Source organism: Aliirhizobium wenxiniae, from assembly GCF_019511445.1.
GTDB classification, from domain to species: Bacteria; Pseudomonadota; Alphaproteobacteria; order Rhizobiales; family Rhizobiaceae; genus Neorhizobium; species Neorhizobium wenxiniae_A.
The window spans coordinates 63,405-81,370 of the sequence record NZ_JAEUAN010000018.1 but is presented as its reverse complement, the minus strand read 5'-3'; the positions used below and the strand labels follow the sequence as shown (position 1 = coordinate 81,370).

The following is a 17,966-nucleotide window of genomic DNA, read 5'->3' as shown; positions in this document are numbered from 1 at the left end:
TTAAGGATCTATTTCCCTAACGCATCCGCTAAGTAGTTTGCAGAGATTTTGAATTTTCTAAAAGTCTTTTTCGCTCAATGTGATAAGTCGTCATGTATATTTATTTAGAGAAATATACTTTAGTGATTATTGTATTTCTCTAGAGGAAAATTGCGGTATCAGGAGGCCGCATTCCGGCTTGATACCGGAATGCGGAACTCGATTTTCGGAGTTTTATTTCGGCCCGATCATGTTTTCCGGACGGACATACTGATCGAATTCTTCATTCGTCAAGTAACCGCCGCCGACAGCTTCGTCGCGCAGGGTCGTGCCGTTCTTGTGGGCGGTCTTGGCGATCTTGGCGCAGATGTCGTAGCCGAGCTTGGAGTTCAGCGCTGTGACCAGCATCAGCGAGTTTTCGACGCCCTTGCGGATATTGTCTTCGCGGGCTTCGATCCCGACGACGCAATTGTCGGTGAAGGACACTGCTGCATCGCCCAGCAATTGAACCGACTGCAGGAAGTTGTAGGCCATCATCGGATTGTAGACGTTCAGCTCGAAATGGCCCTGGCTGCCGGCAAAAGTCAGTGCGGCATGGTTGCCGAAGATATGGGCGCAAACCTGGGTCAGCGCTTCCGACTGGGTCGGATTGACCTTGCCCGGCATGATCGACGAGCCCGGCTCGTTTTCGGGCAGCGACAGCTCGCCGAGGCCGGCGCGCGGACCGGAGCCGAGGAAGCGGATGTCATTGGCGATCTTGAAGAGAGCAGCCGCGGCGGCATTGATGGCGCCGTGCGAGAAGACCATCGAGTCGTGCGAGGCAAGTGCTTCGAACTTGTTCGGCGCGGTAACGAACGGCAATCCGGTGATCTTGGAGATCTCGTCTGCGACCTTCTCGGCAAAGCCGATCGGTGCATTGAGGCCGGTACCGACGGCTGTGCCGCCCTGTGCGAGCTTGGAAAGGGCAGGCAGCGTCAGTTCGATATTGGCGATCGCCGAGGCGACCTGCGCGGCGTAACCCGAAAACTCCTGGCCGAGCGTCAGCGGCGTTGCATCCTGCGTGTGGGTGCGGCCGATCTTGATGATGTGGTTGAAAGCCTTGACCTTGGCTTCCAGCGCTTCGTGCAGATGCTTCAGCGACGGCAGGAGGTGGCGAACGATCGTCTCGACGCAAGCGATGTGCATCGCCGTCGGATAGGTGTCGTTCGACGACTGGCTCATGTTGACGTGATCGTTCGGATGCACCGGCTTCTTGGAGCCCATTTCGCCACCGAGCATTTCGATTGCCCGGTTGGAGATCACTTCATTGGCATTCATGTTCGACTGGGTGCCGGAACCGGTCTGCCAGACGACGAGCGGAAAATGCTCGTTGAGCTTGCCGTCGATGACTTCCTGGGCGGCATCGATGATCGTCTTGCCAATCCCCTTGTCGAGGCCTGCAAGCTCCATGTTTGCAATGGCTGCCGCCTGCTTGACGATGCCGAGCGCGCGTACGACTGCAAGCGGCTGCTTCTCCCAGCCGATTTTGAAGTTGCCGAGCGAACGCTGCGCCTGTGCGCCCCAATAGCGGTCGCTGGCGACGTCGATCGGGCCAAAAGTATCGGTTTCGGTGCGGGTCGATGCCATGGTTGCTGCCTTTTCTCCCTGATGCTTTAGCCGGCGGCGCGCGTCCGAAGTATCGGAGGCGGGCGTACCGTACCGGCGCGGCGCATTACTATACGATTGCCGGATGTCCGCAAGCTGCCACTGCGGCTTTTTGCAGCAGCAATTGCGTGTCGTTCATGACACGCCGATGCAATTTGTTTCGTGTGTTGAAGCTGGTGTTCGATTCGCTCAGTGTGTTTGTCAGTGAAAAATTAACCAATATTTTCTTAACCTTTGCCTCAAACGGCGCTTCGCTTGTTTCTGCCTGCCGGAACCGAGAAGTGAACGACCGTTTTCTTTTCATCCCTCACGCGATCAGCTAGATGGCGTGATACTGAAGTCGAGCCCGCCAAAAAAGACGCGGACGAAGGTCACGGGGACTACATTGCTGCACACATACAAGAAGACGTCGGTTGCGCTCGCGCTTCTGTCGGGTATCTCCATCTTTGCCGGAGCTGCCGCTCCAGCCCATGCCATTACGCTGATGGACATCATTCGTGGCGGGCCGGGCAAGCGGGATGCCGCAGCCCAGGCGAATGCCAGAGTGCAGGAAAACATGCCGAGCGAGCGCGCCCTGGCCGACCCCGAACCTCTGCCGAAAGTCTCCGGTCCCCGTTATTATACCTATAAGGCGGATAGCCAGCGTCTGGTAAAGACTGCGGCTTTCGCGTCCGCATCGGCTGCGGGTCCGTTCCAGGCAATGGGCGCTGCCAAGGTTTCAGCACCCTCAGACATCGCTTCCGCGCTTGAGGCTTTCTACGGCAAGGCGGCTGAACCGCTGTGGATTTCCGGCGGCGAGGTAAATGACAAGGCAAGGGCGGTGCTCGCTCTGTTCGAAAGGGCAGGCGATTATGGGCTTGATCCGGTCGACTACGTATTGACGCCGCCGGCCTTGACGACCGCAAGCGTCGAGCCGGTTGCAGCACCGGCAACGGATGCCGCCGCTCCGCAAAAATCTGCTGCTGCCACAGACGCGCCGACTTCTGATGTGGCCTCGACACCGACCGTCGATGGCGCTGCACCAGCGGCCGCTGAACCGGCTCCTGCTCCCGCTGTCGAGCCGGCTCCCGTTGCCGCAACCGAACCTGCAGCTGCGCCGGTAGTCGCCCAGCCAGTGGTTCATACGCAAGAGCTGATGCAGTTCGAGCTTGCCCTGTCCGCCAAGGCGCTGATGTTTGCCCAGGACATGGTGCGTGGCCGGATCGATCCCAACCGCATTTCCGGTTTTCATGACTTCAAGCGCAAGAATGTCGATCTTGCGCAGACCCTGTCTGCGACCGCGACGGCGGCTGATGCCGCAACCTATATCGAAGGCATGGCGCCCAAGGGGCCGAGTTTTGCGGCTCTGAAGGCTGAACTCGCGACCCTGAAAGCAGAAGTCGCGAATGCCGGCGATGAGATCGTGCTTCCGGAAAAAATGCTGCTGAAGCCCGGCAACAGCAGCGCCGACCTGCCGCAGGTTATCGCTGCTATCGAGAAAAAGGGTTCCGAGGCGCTCAAGGCTGCACATGCCGCAACCTTTGCCGCTTACCAGAAAACGCCGGAATACACGCCCGAGCTCGTTGATCTGGTCAAATCCTACCAGGGCGAGGTCGGCCTGAAGGCGGACGGCGTGATCGGCGCTGCGACATTGCGCAGGATGACCGGTCACTCTCTGGCAGACAAGGTTCAGAAGGTCGTGGTCGCCATGGAGCAGGCCCGCTGGCTGCCGGATGATCTTGGCCAGCGTTATGTCTTCATCAACCAGCCGGCCTACCGCGTCTATTATCACGACCATGGCGCCGAGCAGTTTTCCATGCGCGTCGTCATCGGCTCCAAGGCGCATCAGACCTTCTTTTTCCAGGACATGATCCAGACCGTCGAATTCAACCCCTATTGGGGCGTGCCGCAGTCGATCATCGTCAACGAGATGCTGCCGAAGCTGCGCCAGGATCCGAGCTATCTCGATCGCACGGGTTACGAAGTTGCGGTCAATGGCAAGGTCATGCCGTCCTCTGCCGTCAACTGGTACGGCTCGACCAGCAACATCTCCGTGCGCCAGCCGCCGTCCAGTGACAATGCTCTCGGCGACCTGAAAATCCTCTTCCCGAACGCGCATGCCATCTACATGCATGACACGCCGTCGAAGAGCTTCTTCCAGCGTGACATGCGTGCGCTCAGCCACGGTTGTGTCCGTCTGGCCGAGCCGCGCAAGATGGCAGCCGCCGTACTCGGGGTGACAGAGCAGCAGGTCGATGCCGAAATCGCCGCCGGCAAGAATGTTGCGGAAAAGGTGAACGCGAAGATCCCGGTCTATGTCGCCTATTTCACCGCATGGCCGAACAAGGACGGTGCGGTCGAATATTTCGACGACGTCTATGATCGCGATACTGCTGTCGGAAAGGCCTTCGACGCCACGACCAAGGCGCGTGGCTGATACGCCGGAATAGTCCGATACAAAAAAAAGAGGCGGCCGGTTGGTCGCCTCTTTTGCGTTTGAGGATCAGGAGGCAACTTCGGCCGTCGCCAGCAGGTCTTTCACCAGATCGACAGTGAGCGCGTCGAAATGGCTGATGACAGTGCTTGGCGAAAGATCTGCGATCGGAACGTCGGAATAGCCGAAATCGACCGCGATCGACGGAACACCTGCATTCTTGGCGGCCAGGATGTCGTTGACGCTGTCGCCGACCATGACAGCATTATCCCGCGTGCCGCCAGCCTTTTCGATCGTTCCGAAAATATGGGCGGCGTCGGGCTTGCGGACGGGAAACGTATCGCCGCCGGTGATCACCACAAAATGCGGTGTTAGGCCGAGTTTCTCGATCAGCGAGACGGCGAGTTCTTCATGCTTGTTGGTGCAGACGGCAAGTCTCATTCCCGCTGCCGACAGACGTTCCAAGCAGGCAACGACGCCGTCGAACGGCTGGCTTTTTCCGGGCATGTGGACGCCATAGTGCTGAACAAAGGCTTCGAACAGGGTCTCAGCCTGTGCATCGTCCAGTTCGACCTTTCGCAGCTGGAAGGCGCGTCGGATCATCACCCGTGCGCCCTGGCCGACCAAAAATGTCACGTCGTCGTAGGTGACCGGTTCAAGGCCGGCTTGCGCGATCGTGTGGTTGAGGCTGTCGATCAGGTCGGGTGCGGTATCGACCAGCGTGCCGTCGAGATCGAAGATGACAAGGGGAGAACTCACGGGGGATTACCTCACTGCTGCTTTCAAACGGTCCATCCGGTTAAGCACGGTAGGGTGCCCTTGGAAAGGCCATTGGTGCCGCATGTTGGCAGTGAGAAACGAAGGCAGGGGTCTTCCGCTCGCTCATTGAGCCGTGTAAACAGCCTTTCGACTGAAACAGTGGGGAGCGACAGGCGCATGGACGCCCGGGAAATGAAGGTCAAGGCGGCTGCCGCAGCGCTTGAACATGTCGAAGACGGTATGAAACTTGGCATCGGAACCGGCTCGACGGCAGAGGAATTTGTCCGTCTGCTGGCTGAGAAGGTTCATGCAGGCCTGCGTGTCGAGGGCGTTCCGACATCCGAGCGCACGGCACGGCTTTGCCTGGAGCTTGGCATTTCGCTGAAATCTCTGGATGAACTTCCGGAACTCGATCTGACGATCGACGGCGCCGATGAACTGGATGGCAATCTGACCCTGATCAAGGGCGGCGGCGGTGCGCTGCTGCGCGAAAAGATCGTGGCGGCGGCTTCCGAACGCGTTATCGTGATTGCGGACGAGAGCAAGGTCGTCGAGACGCTCGGCGCCTTCCCGTTGCCGATCGAGATCAATCCGTTCGGCCAGATGGCAACACGTATCGCGATCGAAAAAGCGGCTGCCAGACTTGGGCTCGGTGGCTCGCTTTCCATGCGTAAAAGCGGCGACGAACTCTTCACGACAGACGGCGGTCACTACATTATCGACGCATCTTTTGGCCGCATTCCTGATGCAGAGGCACTGTCAGCCCAACTGCATTCCATACCAGGCGTCGTTGAACACGGACTTTTCATTCATATGGCGTCCCTTGCGATCATCGCCGGCCCGGCGGGAGCGCGGACGCTTCAGGCCAAATAAAAGTAGGAGCATTCACTCATGATCAAATCCGCGGTTTTCGGCCGTGCCGTTGTGCTAGCCGTTCTTCTGTCCGGCTCCGTGGCCATTCAGGCGCGTGCCCAGGAAATTCCGGAGGCTCATCTGGCCGCGGCTCGCGACGCGATCAAGGCGCTCAACGTTACGGATCGCTACGACAATATTCTGCCGGCGTTGGCCGAAAACCTGAAGGCGCAGTTCATCCAGTCTTCGCCGAATTTTCAGGATCAGATTTCGGCGATCGTCAACGAGCAGGCTCTGACGCTTGCCCCACGCCGCGCCGACCTCGAAAAGGAAGCCGCGACGATCTATGCAAAGAGCTTCTCTGCTGACGAACTCAAGGCAATCGCAACCTTCTTCAACACGGAAGCCGGCAAGAAGCTGATGACGAGCACGCCGCTCGTTGCCCGTGAACTGGGCCGTGCAGCCGAGATCTGGAGCAACGGCATTTCGCGTGACCTGAATGCCCAGAGCACGGCAAAGCTGCGCGGCGTGATCGACGCCACCCCGCTTGAGATGCCGGCAGCCGAAGCTGCTCCTGCCCCGGCCGCTCCGGCAGCCGCAGCACCGGCGAAAGCCCCGGCTCCGACATTGAACCTGCCGAAGCCGTAATCGGCTGAGGAAAGCAGAAACTTTCTAGAAAGCCCGGAGCGATCCGGGCTTTTTCTTGTTCAAGAACATGCCTATATGCGGCATCCACCCCATATGCCTCAAGGAGATGAGAATGGCCGCCTATGACTACGATCTGTTTGTAATTGGCGGAGGCTCCGGTGGTGTCAGGGCAGGGCGCGTCGCCGCAAGTATTGGCAAGAAGGTCGGTATTGCCGAGGAATATCGCTTCGGCGGTACCTGCGTCATTCGCGGCTGCGTGCCGAAGAAGCTTTTCGTCTATGCCTCCCAGTTCCACGAGCATTTCGAGGACGCAGCCGGTTTCGGCTGGGATGTCGGGAAAAGCACCTTCGATTGGGCAAAGCTGATCGAAGCCAAGGACAAGGAAATTGGCCGGCTTGAAGGGCTTTATCGCCGCGGCCTGGAAAACAACAAGGCCGAAGTCTTCGATAGCCGCGCTGAACTCGTCGATGCCCATACGGTCAAGCTGATCAAGACCGGCAAGACGGTGACCGCCGAACGGATCGTTATCGCCACCGGTGGTGTTGCCAACCCACATACCTCGCTTCCCGGCCACGAGCTTTGCATCACCTCCAACGAAGCGTTTCATCTCGAAACCCTGCCGAAGTCGATCCTGATCGCCGGCGGCGGTTACATCGCTGTCGAGTTCGCCAATATCTTCCACGGCCTTGGCGTCGACACGACCCTGATCTATCGCGGCAAGGAAATCCTCTCCCGTTTCGACCACGACATGCGCCAGGGGTTGCATAAGGCGATGGTCGAGAAGGGGATCAAGATCATCCTCACCGATGTCATCGAGGAGGTCACCAAGGCAGTGGACGGCGGTCTGACGGCGCGCACGAAATGCGGCGAGACGCTTTCGGTCGATACGGTCATGCTGGCGCTCGGTCGCGATCCCTATACCAGGGGCCTCGGGCTTGAGGCGGCAGGCGTGAAGACCGATGAACGCGGCGCGATCATCGTCGACGAATATTCCCGCACCAGCGCGGAAAACATCTATGCACTGGGCGACGTCACCGACCGGGTACAGCTGACACCGGTCGCGATCCACGAAGCCATGTGCTTCATCGAGACGGTCTACCGCAATAACCCGACCTCGCCGGATTACGACTTGATCCCGACGGCCGTCTTCTCGCAGCCCGAAATCGGCACGGTCGGTCTTTCCGAAGAGGAAGCCGCCAAGCGTTACGAAGATCTCGAGGTCTATCGCGCCGAATTCCGCCCGATGAAGGCAACGCTTTCGGGCCGCTCGGAACGCATGATCATGAAGCTGATCGTCGATGCGGCCAGCCGCAAGGTCGTGGGCGCCCACATCCTCGGTCACGAAGCCGGCGAGATGGCGCAGCTTCTCGGCATTTGCCTGAAGGCGAGCGCGACCAAGGACGACTTCGACCGGACGATGGCACTGCATCCATCGGCGTCAGAAGAGCTGGTGACCATGTATAATCCGAGCTACCGTGTGAAGAACGGCGAGCGCGTCTGATCTGTCTTTGGCCGGCTAAGCGCCGGCCAAATTCCTCAATCAGTGTGTGAGGCGAAGACCTGTCGAGCCGCCGGTTGCCTGGATGAACAGCTTGACCATTGCGGCCTCCATGTTGTCGTCCGGCTTGACCTCGAAAAACAGTTCTTCAGAGGCGCATTCCTCAAGCTTGCTCGCGATCTTGTCGGCAAACACATACCTGATTTTGCCGTCCCATGTGCCGTCTCCGTCGAGCGGGACATAGGTGGTGTAAAGAATGGCGATCTTGATGTTACGCTCTTTCAGCGCGGTACAGTAGCTTGTGTCGATCGGCTCCAGACACCTGCCGCTATCGCCTTCCCAGCTTCCGTCGCAGATTTTGTCATCCGGCTTGTGGTTCGCCACGCCGTCGGTGACGAAGTAGACGATCTTCTCCGGATCGGCCGCGGACGATCCGCTACCGCCATTGCCGGTGATTTCCCTGCCGATCAGCTTGAGTGACGTGTCGAAGCTTGTCAGTGCGTTGTGGTTGTACCAGTCGTGGTTGGTCGTCATCAGCGTGACGTCCTCGGTAGCGTTGCCGACCGTATTCATGTCGAGGCTGAGTGAAGCGATCTTTTCGATCCGGTAGCCGTTCTGGAGCGCGTATTTGCCGAAGGAGTAGCTCGCAACCCTGTATTGCTCGTTCGTCGATGCAAGCGACTTGATCTTGTCGATAAGTGCCTTCGCTGCCTGCGTCACGACATCTATCCGCAGCTTAACGTTGTTTTTGGGGTCTCTGGCGATAACATAGGTTCGATCATTGGAATCGTTGAATTCTCCATTGCTGTCCCAGCGGCCGACATGACAGGCGAAGGCGCATGAGCGGCCACCATTGGCGCCGGTTAGTTGCTTCATTCGCTTGATTTCGGATGAAGTGGCGGCAATTCCCATCGAAGGGCTATTGTCCAACAGCATGTAGAAGTCGGTATAGGTTTTGCCGAAGCTTCCGGATGTGGCACGGGCCGAGCCTGAAATGCTGATCTTTTCATGACCGAACATGCTCATGAATGTCGTCGGCATGTGTGCGGTAAAGGACACGTTGGATGACATGGAGCCCTCCTTGCGTTCGACATCGACCGAGACTTCGATCGGCATGTTGGCAAGGACATCCGCCTGCGTGACGCTGCGCTGACCGAGGAAGAGCTTGCGGCCCTCGTCCTGCGCGATGGTGACCGTGCCATCTTTCTGCATCTGCTGGAACGCCTTGAAACCGTCCGAGCCTTCGCCGATGGCACCGAGCGCCGCCGCATCGGCGGCTCCCATCAATTCATGGCGCATGTTGAGCGCTCGCCCGTAGTCGATCGCCATGCCGGCCGCGCCGACCAGCGGCACCAGCGACAACGCAGTCAATATTCCGAAATTGCCGGACACGTCCGACATGAAACGTCTTGAAAACCGCATATGCTGCCCCCAGCCAACGATTAAAATGTTGCGGGTAGGCTGCTACCACATGCGGGCTGATCCAAAATTTAATGCGAATTGACAATCGTCAGGGTTGGTTAAGGAGGCTCGTTCAAGTGCGCGTTTCTTTAACGAAGCGTTTATGCTTGGCTCCTTCCAAACCGGCTAGGCAAAGGCGGCATCACGGTCTATAAGCCGCCACTATTCAAAGAGGAACGACCGGACCCGGTGGCCCGGTCCCACAGGTGAGACAAATGGCACAGAATTGGACTCCGAACAGCTGGCGCAACAAGCCGATCCAGCAGGTTCCGGCATATCCCGATCAGGCCGCTCTGGCGGCGACAGAAGCCCAGCTCGCAAAGTTTCCTCCGCTCGTATTTGCCGGAGAGGCTCGCCGCCTCAAGGCGCATCTGGCCAAGGTGGCGGAAGGTGATGCCTTCCTGCTGCAGGGCGGTGATTGTGCGGAAAGCTTTGCGGAACATGGCGCGGACAATATCCGCGACTTCTTCCGTTCGTTCCTGCAGATGGCCGTCGTCCTGACCTATGGCGCCCAGCTGCCTGTCGTGAAGGTCGGCCGTATCGCCGGTCAGTTCGCCAAGCCGCGCTCCTCGAATTTCGAGAAGCAGGGCGACATCGAGCTGCCGTCCTACCGCGGTGACATCATCAACGGCATCGACTTCACGCCGGAAAGCCGTATTCCGGCTCCCGAGCGTCAGCTCGACGCCTACCGCCAGTCGGCCGCGACGCTGAACCTTCTGCGTGCGTTCGCCATGGGTGGTTACGCCAACCTGGAAAACGTCCACAAGTGGATGCTCGGTTTCGTCAAGGATTCACCCCAGGCCGAACGCTACAAGAAGCTCGCGGATCGCATCAGCGAAACGATGGACTTCATGCGCGCGATCGGGATTACGGCTGACAACCAGCCGAGCCTGCGCGAGACGGATTTCTTCACCAGCCACGAAGCCCTGCTTCTTGGCTACGAGGAAGCCTTCACCCGTGTCGATTCCACTTCGGGCGACTGGTACGCAACCTCCGGCCACATGCTGTGGATCGGCGACCGTACCCGCCAGCTCGACCATGCGCATGTGGAATATTTCCGCGGCATCAAGAACCCGATCGGTCTGAAATGCGGCCCCTCGCTGCAGCCGGACAACCTGATCGAGCTGATCGATGCGCTGAACCCGGCAAACGAAGCAGGCCGTCTGACGCTGATCTGCCGTTTCGGTCACGACAAGGTTGCAGAACACCTGCCGAAGCTCATCCGCGCCGTCGAGCGCGAGGGCCGCAAGGTGGTCTGGTCCTGCGATCCGATGCATGGCAACACGATCACGCTCAACAACTACAAGACCCGTCCCTTCGAGCGGATCCTGTCGGAAGTGGAAAGCTTCTTCCAGATCCACCGCGCCGAAGGTACGCATCCGGGCGGCATCCATATCGAGATGACGGGCAAGGACGTAACCGAATGCACCGGTGGCGCCCGCGCTGTCACCGGCGCCGATCTGCAGGATCGTTACCACACCCATTGCGACCCGCGCCTCAACGCGGATCAGGCACTGGAACTGGCCTTCCTGCTGGCCGAGCGGATGAAGACCGGCCGTGATGAAAAGCGGATGGTCGTCAACGGCTAAGCCATAACAGGCTGAACATTTCCAGAATCAAACAGGGCCGGCAATCGCCGGCCCTGTTCTTTTCTCGCCCGGGTGCTGAACAAATTGCCGGGCGAGTACCAAGAGCAATTCCAGCAAAAGTGGGAACCGGTTTTGCGTCCGGAATTGCGTCAAGAAATACCCGAAACTACTGCACGAGAACCGGATTGCGGCACGAAGCGCCACCGACCCTGACGTCGACCTCTCCGACCTTGACACCGATCGTCGACAACACGCTGTAGAGAACCTGATCGAGCGGCGTCGTGAGCAGCCTCAGCGTGTCGGCCAACCCTCCGAGCAGGGCGGACGGCACTTCGACCCTCAACCCCAGAATCTCGACTTCGAGCTGCAGGTTCTTGAGCAGCGAATCGATCAGCGTAGAGACGGTGTTTCTGGTCGACGCCTGCTTCACCTTCTGGCTTGATATGTCGGAGGGAGAGAAGGAAAGCTGTGTCGCGTTGACATTCGTCGCATTGGTATAGGCAAGCGCCGTCAGGTTCAGCGCCGGCGTGGCCACCATCTTGGTCTTCGTTGCGCGCGGATCTTTTCCGAAATTGGCAAAGGCGGATTTATCGATATCGCCAAGTGAGAGTTCCAGAACGCCGGGAACAGCCTCGACATTCACTGTCGCTCCAGTCGCCCCGCTGGCGCAGGTGATCGATGCCATGCGGCCTTCCGCATGGGCGACCTCGATGTAAAGCGGTACCCGGATCTTGATGCCGAGCAGGCCGGTAATGCCGTCGACGGTCGTGGTCAGCGCCACACGGGTCTGGGCGGTCCGCACGATCGAGCCGGTGCGACCAATCCCGAGCGCCTTCGACCCGACCGGCGGCTCGCCGATAGCGACCGAAAGCGTCAGCCCGCCAAGGCCGGGCACAGTTGCACCGAGATCGAGATCGATCTGATGGCTGCCGCCGTTTGCAGCATTCGCCGTGGCACTGATCAGGTTGAAAATATCGGTCTGGACGGTCAGGCCGTCGCTCTTGCCGATCAGCCGCGAGCCGAGCGGTCCGATATCCATGATGTCCTTCAGTTTGACCGTGAGCTTTGTCGTGCCAAGCGTCTTTTCCAGCGACTTGAGGATCGCCGCCACCGCCGGTGTGACACCTGTTGTCTGGCCGATTGCGTTGAGAAGCGTGCCATAGGCAATATCAGTGTTGAGAAGATCGTTATAGGTTCCAGCCGTCAAGTTGAGCTTGATCGCCAACTGGTCGAAGACCTTGAGAAGATCGATATTGGCATTGGCGAGCGACTGGTAATCCATCACGGATAGCGAAACCGTGGTTCCCAGAAGATTGCCGAGCAGGGCGTTGACCACGCCGCCGTTGAGGCTCGCCAGCCGTGAGCCGACCGAAAACGAAGCCATCTTGTCGATTGCAGCCGTACCGCTGGCGCTCAGCATCGGGGCCTTGGTCAGGGAGCCTGCGAAAAACAGGCCGCCCTTCTGGTAGACATTCACTTTGACGGCGTCATAGGGCGCAACGCCGGATTGGAAGCGGCTTGCGACCGCAAGCGAGGTGTCCGCCTGATAGCGTCCGCTGATCACTTCGGCATAGGCATCGAACTTGTCGAATACGGTTTCGAGACTGAAGGCGATCGGCGTTCCCTTGCCGATAAGCTGCCCGTTTTTCAGCACCGGAATATTCTTGTTGTTGAGGTTCATGTAGTCCGCGACGCCGGCTTCGGGACTGCTCGGGTTTGCGGCAGCCGAGATAGCCGAGAGATCGGCCGTCGTCTGCAATTCACGCTGCTGCAGCGTCAGGTAGCCGTAATCGACGCCGAGCGCGAGCGCGCTGATCATGATCGGCAGAGAGAGCGCAGCGGTGATTGCGACATTGCCGCGGCAATCGCGGAGCCACCTTCTAAAATCTTGCATCAGATGCCCCCGACGCGCACCGTGGCAAACCGCCTGATCTGGCTGCTCGGCATTGCATAGGTGAAGAGGTTGAAGATCGGCAGGCCGCTGGCATCGTAAGTGATGGCAACCGTGAACTGGTTGGGATTGCCGGGATCTGCCTGTGCGGTCAGCGTCAGCTTGGATTTGTCGAGAAGCGTGCTGTCGACCATCGAGCGGTTGATGAAATCGGTGGCAAGGCTTTTGCGCTCGGTATCGCTCAGGCCCGCGACGGCGGTGCGCGCGGCATCTGCTGCCAGCTGTTGAACGGAATGGGCGGCTGCCAGATAGATGCCATAGGCAATCATGCTGAGCAGTGCGAGAAAGAAGAGGGGTGAGACGATGGCGAATTCCACCGCCGCCGCACCCGAATTATTCTTGATGAACCGCCGGATACGCATCCGTGTCCTCCGATCTTTTTTGATTGATTATCAGGATGATCAATTAAGGGATCGCTAAAATAGATTTGATGAATATAAATAAGCGATCGAGAATTTTGACGAATGCGAATTGGCGAACGTCGGCCGCCGCCATCTGTCACGAAAAATTCGCCTGCGAAGACCGTTGCGGCGATTGCGTCGTGGCATTAAATCTCGGTCATGACCCAGAATGATCCCAAGACTTTGCGCATCGCGATTGCCCAGCTCAATCCCACGGTCGGCGACGTCGCCGGTAATCTCGCTCTAGCCCGCGAAGCCCGTCGGGACGCCGCCCGTGAGGGTGCCGATCTCCTGATGCTGACTGAGCTCTTCATTTCGGGATACCCGCCCGAAGATCTCGTGCTGAAGCCATCCTTCTTGAAAGCCTGCCTTAAGGCTGTCGAGGCTTTGGCTGCGGACACGGCCGATGGCGGACCGGGTGTGCTGATCGGCTTTCCGCGCCAGGGCGAGGCGGGCCGCCATAATTCCGTGGCGCTGCTCGATGAGGGCAAGATCATTGCCATCCGCGACAAGATCGACCTGCCGAATTACGGCGAGTTCGACGAAAAGCGCGTCTTTGCCGAAGGATCGATTTCCGGCCCCTACAATTTCCGTGGCATCCGCATCGGTGTTCCGATCTGCGAGGAGATCTGGAACGATATGGGCGTCTGCGAGACGCTGGCCGAAAGCGGTGCGGAAATCCTGCTCGTGCCGAACGGCTCGCCCTATTATCGCGGCAAGCTCGATGTCCGTTATCAGGTGGCCTTGCGGCAGGTAATCGAAAGCGGCCTGCCGCTCGTCTTTGCGAACCAGCTCGGCGGTCAGGATGAGCTCGTCTTCGACGGCGCAAGCTTTGCATTCAACGCCGACAAGTCGCTGGCTTTTCAGCTCAGCCAGTTCGAGATGGCCTTTGTCGTCACCGACTGGAGACGTGAAGAGGGCGGCTGGCGCTGCCAGCCCGGCCCGATGGTGCGCATTCCCGAAAAGGAAGAGGCCGATTACCACGCCTGCATGCTCGGTTTCCGCGATTATGTGAATAAGAACGGCTTCAAGTCGGTGGTGCTGGGCCTCTCCGGCGGCATCGATTCGGCCGTCTGCGCCGCGATCGCCGTCGATGCGCTGGGCGAGGAGAGGGTGCGCACCATCATGCTGCCCTATCGCTATACGTCCGAGGATTCGTTCAAGGACGCCGCGGAATGTGCCAAGGCGCTCGGTTGCCGTTATGACATCGTGCCGATCTCCGAGCCCGTCGAAGGGTTCCTGAACTCGCTGTCCGACATGTTCGAAGGAACGGATCAGGGCATTACCGAAGAAAACCTGCAGAGCCGTACGCGCGGCACCATCCTGATGGCGATCTCCAACAAGTTCGGCTCGATGGTGGTCACGACCGGCAACAAGTCGGAAATGTCGGTCGGTTATGCGACGCTCTATGGCGACATGAACGGCGGCTTCAATCCGATCAAGGACCTTTACAAGATGCAGGTCTATGCGCTGGCGGAATGGCGCAATGAAAACGTACCGGCAGGTGCGCTCGGCCCTTCCGGCGAGGTGATCCCGAAGAACATCATTTCCAAGGCCCCCTCCGCCGAGCTTCGGCCCGACCAGAAGGACCAGGATTCGCTGCCGCCCTATCCGGTGCTGGACGATATCCTCGAATGCCTGGTCGAAATGGAAATGGGCACGGAAGACATTGTTGCCCGCGGCCATGACGTGGCGACCGTCCACCGCATCGAGCACCTGCTTTATCTGGCCGAATACAAGCGGCGTCAGTCTGCTCCCGGCGTGAAGATCACCAAGAAGAATTTTGGCCGCGACCGGCGCTACCCGATCACCAACCGATTTCGGGATCGATAGGTTGGTGGAGGGGCTACCCAAGAGGGAGGACACGGCGCGCTCGGGACTGGAATTCTCGGACGAGGAGCGCAGCTTTATCGCCATGCAGGCGGCTCAACCGGAGCCCGGTTCGGCGCTGATGCGCCTGTTCGGCTACAGCGCCTTCTTTCTTCCCGGTGTTTTCATCGGGATCTATGCCCTTGTCGTTCAGAGCTTTCAGGCAATGGCGATCGCCTTTCTGATCGTGGTCACCAATCTCTTCTGGAGTTTTGCCGGCGTCTTTCGCGAGCAGCGTGGGATCCTGCTGACCCATAGCGTGTTCCAGAAGATGCATTCCCTCCTGAACGCGCGACACCAACGCTAGAAAGCGGAAGGTCGAAAGATGCGAAGCTCTATAGAGATCTACAATATCCGTACCCGCCAGAGCCGGGTCGTCTGGCAGACGGAAGAACTGTTCGAAGCGCCGAACTGGTCGCCGGACGGTGACTATCTCATGCTCAACGCCGACGGACTGATCTATCGCTTGTCTCCTCATGGTGACGGCGGGCCGGAGAAGATCGATACGGGCTTTGCAACGCTCTGCAACAACGATCATGGTATTTCGCCGGACGGCACCATGATCGCGGTTTCGGACAAGGTCGAGTTCGGCAAATCCGCGATCTACGTGTTGCCGGCTGAAGGCGGCACTCCGAAACTGGTGACGGAAAATCTGCCGTCCTATTGGCATGGCTGGTCGCCGGATGGGAAGACATTTGCCTATTGCGGCATCCGCGATCAGGTCTTCGACATCTACACGATCGGCATCGATGGAAAGAACGAAACGCGGCTGACCTTCGGTGAAGGCCGCAATGACGGGCCGGATTATTCGCCGGATGGCGAGTGGATCTATTTCAACTCCAGCCGCACCGGAATGATGCAGATCTGGCGCGTGCCGGCTAAAGGCGGCGTTGCCGAACGCATCACCGACAGCATCTATGGCGACTGGTTCCCGCATCCGTCACCGAAAGGTGACAAGATTGTCTTCGTCTCCTATGACGCTGACGTTTTCGATCACCCGCGAGACCAGAATGTTCGCGTCCGGCTGATGGATGCGGACGGTGGCAATGTCGAAACCCTGTTCGATCTGTTTGGCGGGCAGGGAACGATGAATTCTCCAAGCTGGTCACCGGACGGTGATGAATTCGCCTATGTCCGGTATTTCCCTGCGGCTTGAACGGCCTTGCTTCAGCCGGGTTCAGCCAGCATAAGGACACCCGTCAGGTGCCCATCCTTGGTGGGAGAATCGGGAATTCGGTGAGATGCCGGAACGTGCCCAACGCTGTGAGGCGGACGCCCATCGTATTCATGCCACTGGATCTGTCCGGGAAGGCGGCGATGAGCGGATGAAGCCAAGTCAGAAGACCGGCCTGACAGGATGGACCGATCCGCGTGGACGGCGGGCAGGTTGCGCGGTTTGCTGGATACCTTGAAGGATCAGGCAATCCGCATGCGTTGTTGGGGATAAGACGATGCGACCTGATGATTTGAATGACGGCCTTGTGGCCGCTAAAGCCTTCTCTAACGCCGAGCGTGCCGCGGTCTACCGTGCGATCGAGACGCGGCGTGACGTGCGTGACCAGTTCCTCTCAGACCCGATCCCTGACGATGTCTTGCGCCGTCTTCTGGATGCTGCGCATGCAGCCCCTTCGGTTGGCTTCATGCAGCCTTGGAATTTCATTCTCGTCCGCGACGAAGCTGTTCGCCAATCCGCATGGGAAGCGTTTTCATGCGCCAATGAAGAGGCCGAGGCAATGTTCCCCGAGGAAAAGCGCAGCGTCTACAGGAGCCTCAAGCTCGAGGGGATCAGGAAGGCGCCTTTGTCGATCTGCGTCACAAGCGATCCGGATCGGGCAGGGCCTGTGGTGCTGGGACGCACCCATAACAGCCGCATGGACAGCTATTCGACCGTGTGTGCGATCCAGAACCTTTGGCTTGCGGCACGGGCGGAAGGGATCGGCGTCGGCTGGGTCAGTATCTTCCATGACCGGGATGTCCGTAAGATCCTCGGCATACCGGACCGTATCGAGATCGTTGCCTGGCTATGCCTCGGTTACGTCGATGTGCTTTACGAAAAGCCCGAACTCGCGATCAAGGGCTGGCGTCAGCGCTTGCCCCTGGAGGAACTCATCTTTCAGGATGCATGGGGCCGCAGATAATCACTCCTGCAATTTCTGCGGGCCGCTGGATTTCGGATTGGCCAGATCGATGTTTTCTTCCGGAAAGAATTGCGGCCCGACGGAGCGCAGCTTTTTCTCCGGATCGTAAGGTCGGTCCGGCGGAAACTGGACCGGCTCCTCTTTAGCGGGTGTCGGCGCGTTGCTGCCGAGATGCGTGATGCTGGAGTTGGGGTCGTTCGGTTTCAGGCCGAACGATCTCGGCTCATCTGCTCTGGGCAAGGCCAGTCCGCGGATTCGAAGACGCTCTTTCTCGTCCAGTTCCGTCTGGGTGTCGAGATCGGTCGGCGTGCAATTGTTGGCGCGGATTGCCGAAAGGATGGCAACGCGCTCCTCGGAGGGCTGCAGCAGCGAGCGGGTGTTGTTACGCTGTTCGGTCAGCCCTGCGCGCTCTTCTTCAAGCCGCTGCAGCGTGTCCTGCATGGAACTGCATTCGTCGGCATCTTCGGGGTCCCCAAAGGTCACGATACTGCCACTGCCGCAACCTAGGCTGCGCATGTCGATCCGAAGTTGACGGATATCGGCGTTGAGAGCGCTCAGATCCTGCGCGTATCGGCGAACATTACTGGTCGTGCCGATGATCTGCGGTGTGCTGTTGAGGCGCTTGTAGAGATTGGCGCAAACCTCGACATCGCGCGCAAAAGTCGCCTGCGGCAGAAGCAGCGATGCAAGCGCCAAGGATGTCATCGTCTTCGAAAATGTCATGCCTCACCTGTCGCATAGAACATGCGTGGCCGAAACTGGCA

The 17,966-nt window shown here is 58.9% G+C and carries 16 protein-coding genes and 1 riboswitch; of the genes, 10 read left to right on the top strand and 6 right to left on the bottom strand.

Going from position 1 to position 17,966, the window contains the following annotated elements; all coding sequences use genetic code 11:
* Positions 1-213 precede the first annotated feature (213 nt).
* Entirely contained in the window at positions 214-1,605 is a 1,392-nt protein-coding gene (fumC, locus tag JNB91_RS20900; protein WP_220327408.1) for a class II fumarate hydratase, read from the bottom strand.
* On the opposite strand from fumC, the gene JNB91_RS20895 reads away from it, so the two are divergent.
* Together JNB91_RS20895 and JNB91_RS20890 are read left to right on the top strand one after the other, a co-directional pair.
* Positions 1,599-1,946, top strand: a complete 348-nt coding sequence (locus JNB91_RS20895) for a hypothetical protein (RefSeq protein WP_220327407.1) — start codon at positions 1,599-1,601, stop codon at positions 1,944-1,946. The two genes, fumC and JNB91_RS20895, sit on opposite strands and share 7 nt — an antisense overlap.
* Before the next feature lie 62 nt (positions 1,947-2,008).
* Positions 2,009-4,039 carry a L,D-transpeptidase family protein gene (locus tag JNB91_RS20890; protein WP_223218297.1) on the top strand — a complete coding sequence of 677 codons (2,031 nt, stop codon included), beginning with the start codon at positions 2,009-2,011 and terminating at the stop codon, positions 4,037-4,039.
* A 66-nt stretch (positions 4,040-4,105) separates the two neighbouring features.
* On the opposite strand, the gene JNB91_RS20885 is transcribed toward JNB91_RS20890, so the two are convergent.
* On the bottom strand, positions 4,106-4,795 hold the full coding sequence (locus JNB91_RS20885; protein ID WP_220327406.1) for an HAD family hydrolase: 690 nt from the start codon (positions 4,793-4,795) through the stop codon (positions 4,106-4,108).
* A 177-nt stretch (positions 4,796-4,972) separates the two neighbouring features.
* Between JNB91_RS20885 and rpiA the strand changes: the two genes are divergently transcribed.
* The 3 genes from rpiA to gor all read left to right on the top strand — a co-directional run bounded on the left by rpiA (position 4,973) and on the right by gor (position 7,796).
* Complete coding sequence (gene rpiA / locus JNB91_RS20880; RefSeq protein WP_220327405.1) at positions 4,973-5,668, top strand: ribose-5-phosphate isomerase RpiA; 696 nt, start codon at positions 4,973-4,975, stop codon at positions 5,666-5,668.
* 18 nt (positions 5,669-5,686) lie between these two features.
* Complete coding sequence (locus JNB91_RS20875) at positions 5,687-6,295, top strand: DUF2059 domain-containing protein (RefSeq protein WP_220327404.1); 609 nt, start codon at positions 5,687-5,689, stop codon at positions 6,293-6,295.
* Between the two features lie 112 nt (positions 6,296-6,407).
* Entirely contained in the window at positions 6,408-7,796 is a 1,389-nt protein-coding gene (gor, locus tag JNB91_RS20870) for a glutathione-disulfide reductase (RefSeq protein WP_220327403.1), read from the top strand.
* A gap of 39 nt (positions 7,797-7,835) precedes the next feature.
* On the opposite strand, the gene JNB91_RS20865 is transcribed toward gor, so the two are convergent.
* Positions 7,836-9,215, bottom strand: coding sequence for a TadE/TadG family type IV pilus assembly protein (locus JNB91_RS20865; protein ID WP_220327402.1), 1,380 nt, complete (start codon positions 9,213-9,215; stop codon positions 7,836-7,838).
* A gap of 254 nt (positions 9,216-9,469) precedes the next feature.
* Between JNB91_RS20865 and JNB91_RS20860 the strand changes: the two genes are divergently transcribed.
* Positions 9,470-10,843, top strand: a complete 1,374-nt coding sequence (locus JNB91_RS20860; protein WP_220327401.1) for a class II 3-deoxy-7-phosphoheptulonate synthase — start codon at positions 9,470-9,472, stop codon at positions 10,841-10,843.
* Between the two features lie 166 nt (positions 10,844-11,009).
* Here JNB91_RS20860 and JNB91_RS20855 read toward each other — a convergent pair whose 3' ends face one another.
* Together JNB91_RS20855 and JNB91_RS20850 are read right to left on the bottom strand one after the other, a co-directional pair.
* On the bottom strand, positions 11,010-12,737 hold the full coding sequence (locus tag JNB91_RS20855; protein WP_220327400.1) for a pilus assembly protein TadG-related protein: 1,728 nt from the start codon (positions 12,735-12,737) through the stop codon (positions 11,010-11,012).
* Positions 12,737-13,156 (bottom strand): TadE/TadG family type IV pilus assembly protein, encoded by a 420-nt coding sequence (locus JNB91_RS20850; RefSeq protein WP_220327399.1) that lies wholly within the window; start codon positions 13,154-13,156, stop codon positions 12,737-12,739. The genes JNB91_RS20855 and JNB91_RS20850 overlap by 1 nt, the downstream gene beginning before the upstream one ends.
* Before the next feature lie 198 nt (positions 13,157-13,354).
* On the opposite strand from JNB91_RS20850, the gene JNB91_RS20845 reads away from it, so the two are divergent.
* The 4 genes from JNB91_RS20845 to bluB all read left to right on the top strand — a co-directional run bounded on the left by JNB91_RS20845 (position 13,355) and on the right by bluB (position 17,202).
* Entirely contained in the window at positions 13,355-15,028 is a 1,674-nt protein-coding gene (locus tag JNB91_RS20845) for an NAD+ synthase (protein ID WP_220327398.1), read from the top strand.
* Between the two features lie 4 nt (positions 15,029-15,032).
* Positions 15,033-15,371, top strand: coding sequence for a hypothetical protein (locus tag JNB91_RS20840; RefSeq protein ID WP_220327397.1), 339 nt, complete (start codon positions 15,033-15,035; stop codon positions 15,369-15,371).
* Positions 15,372-15,389: 18 nt separating this feature from the next.
* Positions 15,390-16,220, top strand: a complete 831-nt coding sequence (locus JNB91_RS20835) for a TolB family protein (protein WP_220327396.1) — start codon at positions 15,390-15,392, stop codon at positions 16,218-16,220.
* Positions 16,221-16,248: 28 nt separating this feature from the next.
* Positions 16,249-16,431, top strand: a riboswitch (cobalamin riboswitch).
* Between the two features lie 84 nt (positions 16,432-16,515).
* Positions 16,516-17,202, top strand: coding sequence for a 5,6-dimethylbenzimidazole synthase (bluB, locus tag JNB91_RS20830; protein ID WP_220327395.1), 687 nt, complete (start codon positions 16,516-16,518; stop codon positions 17,200-17,202).
* Here bluB and JNB91_RS20825 read toward each other — a convergent pair whose 3' ends face one another.
* Positions 17,203-17,925, bottom strand: coding sequence for a hypothetical protein (locus JNB91_RS20825; protein WP_220327394.1), 723 nt, complete (start codon positions 17,923-17,925; stop codon positions 17,203-17,205).
* Between the last annotated feature and the right edge of the window lie 41 nt (positions 17,926-17,966).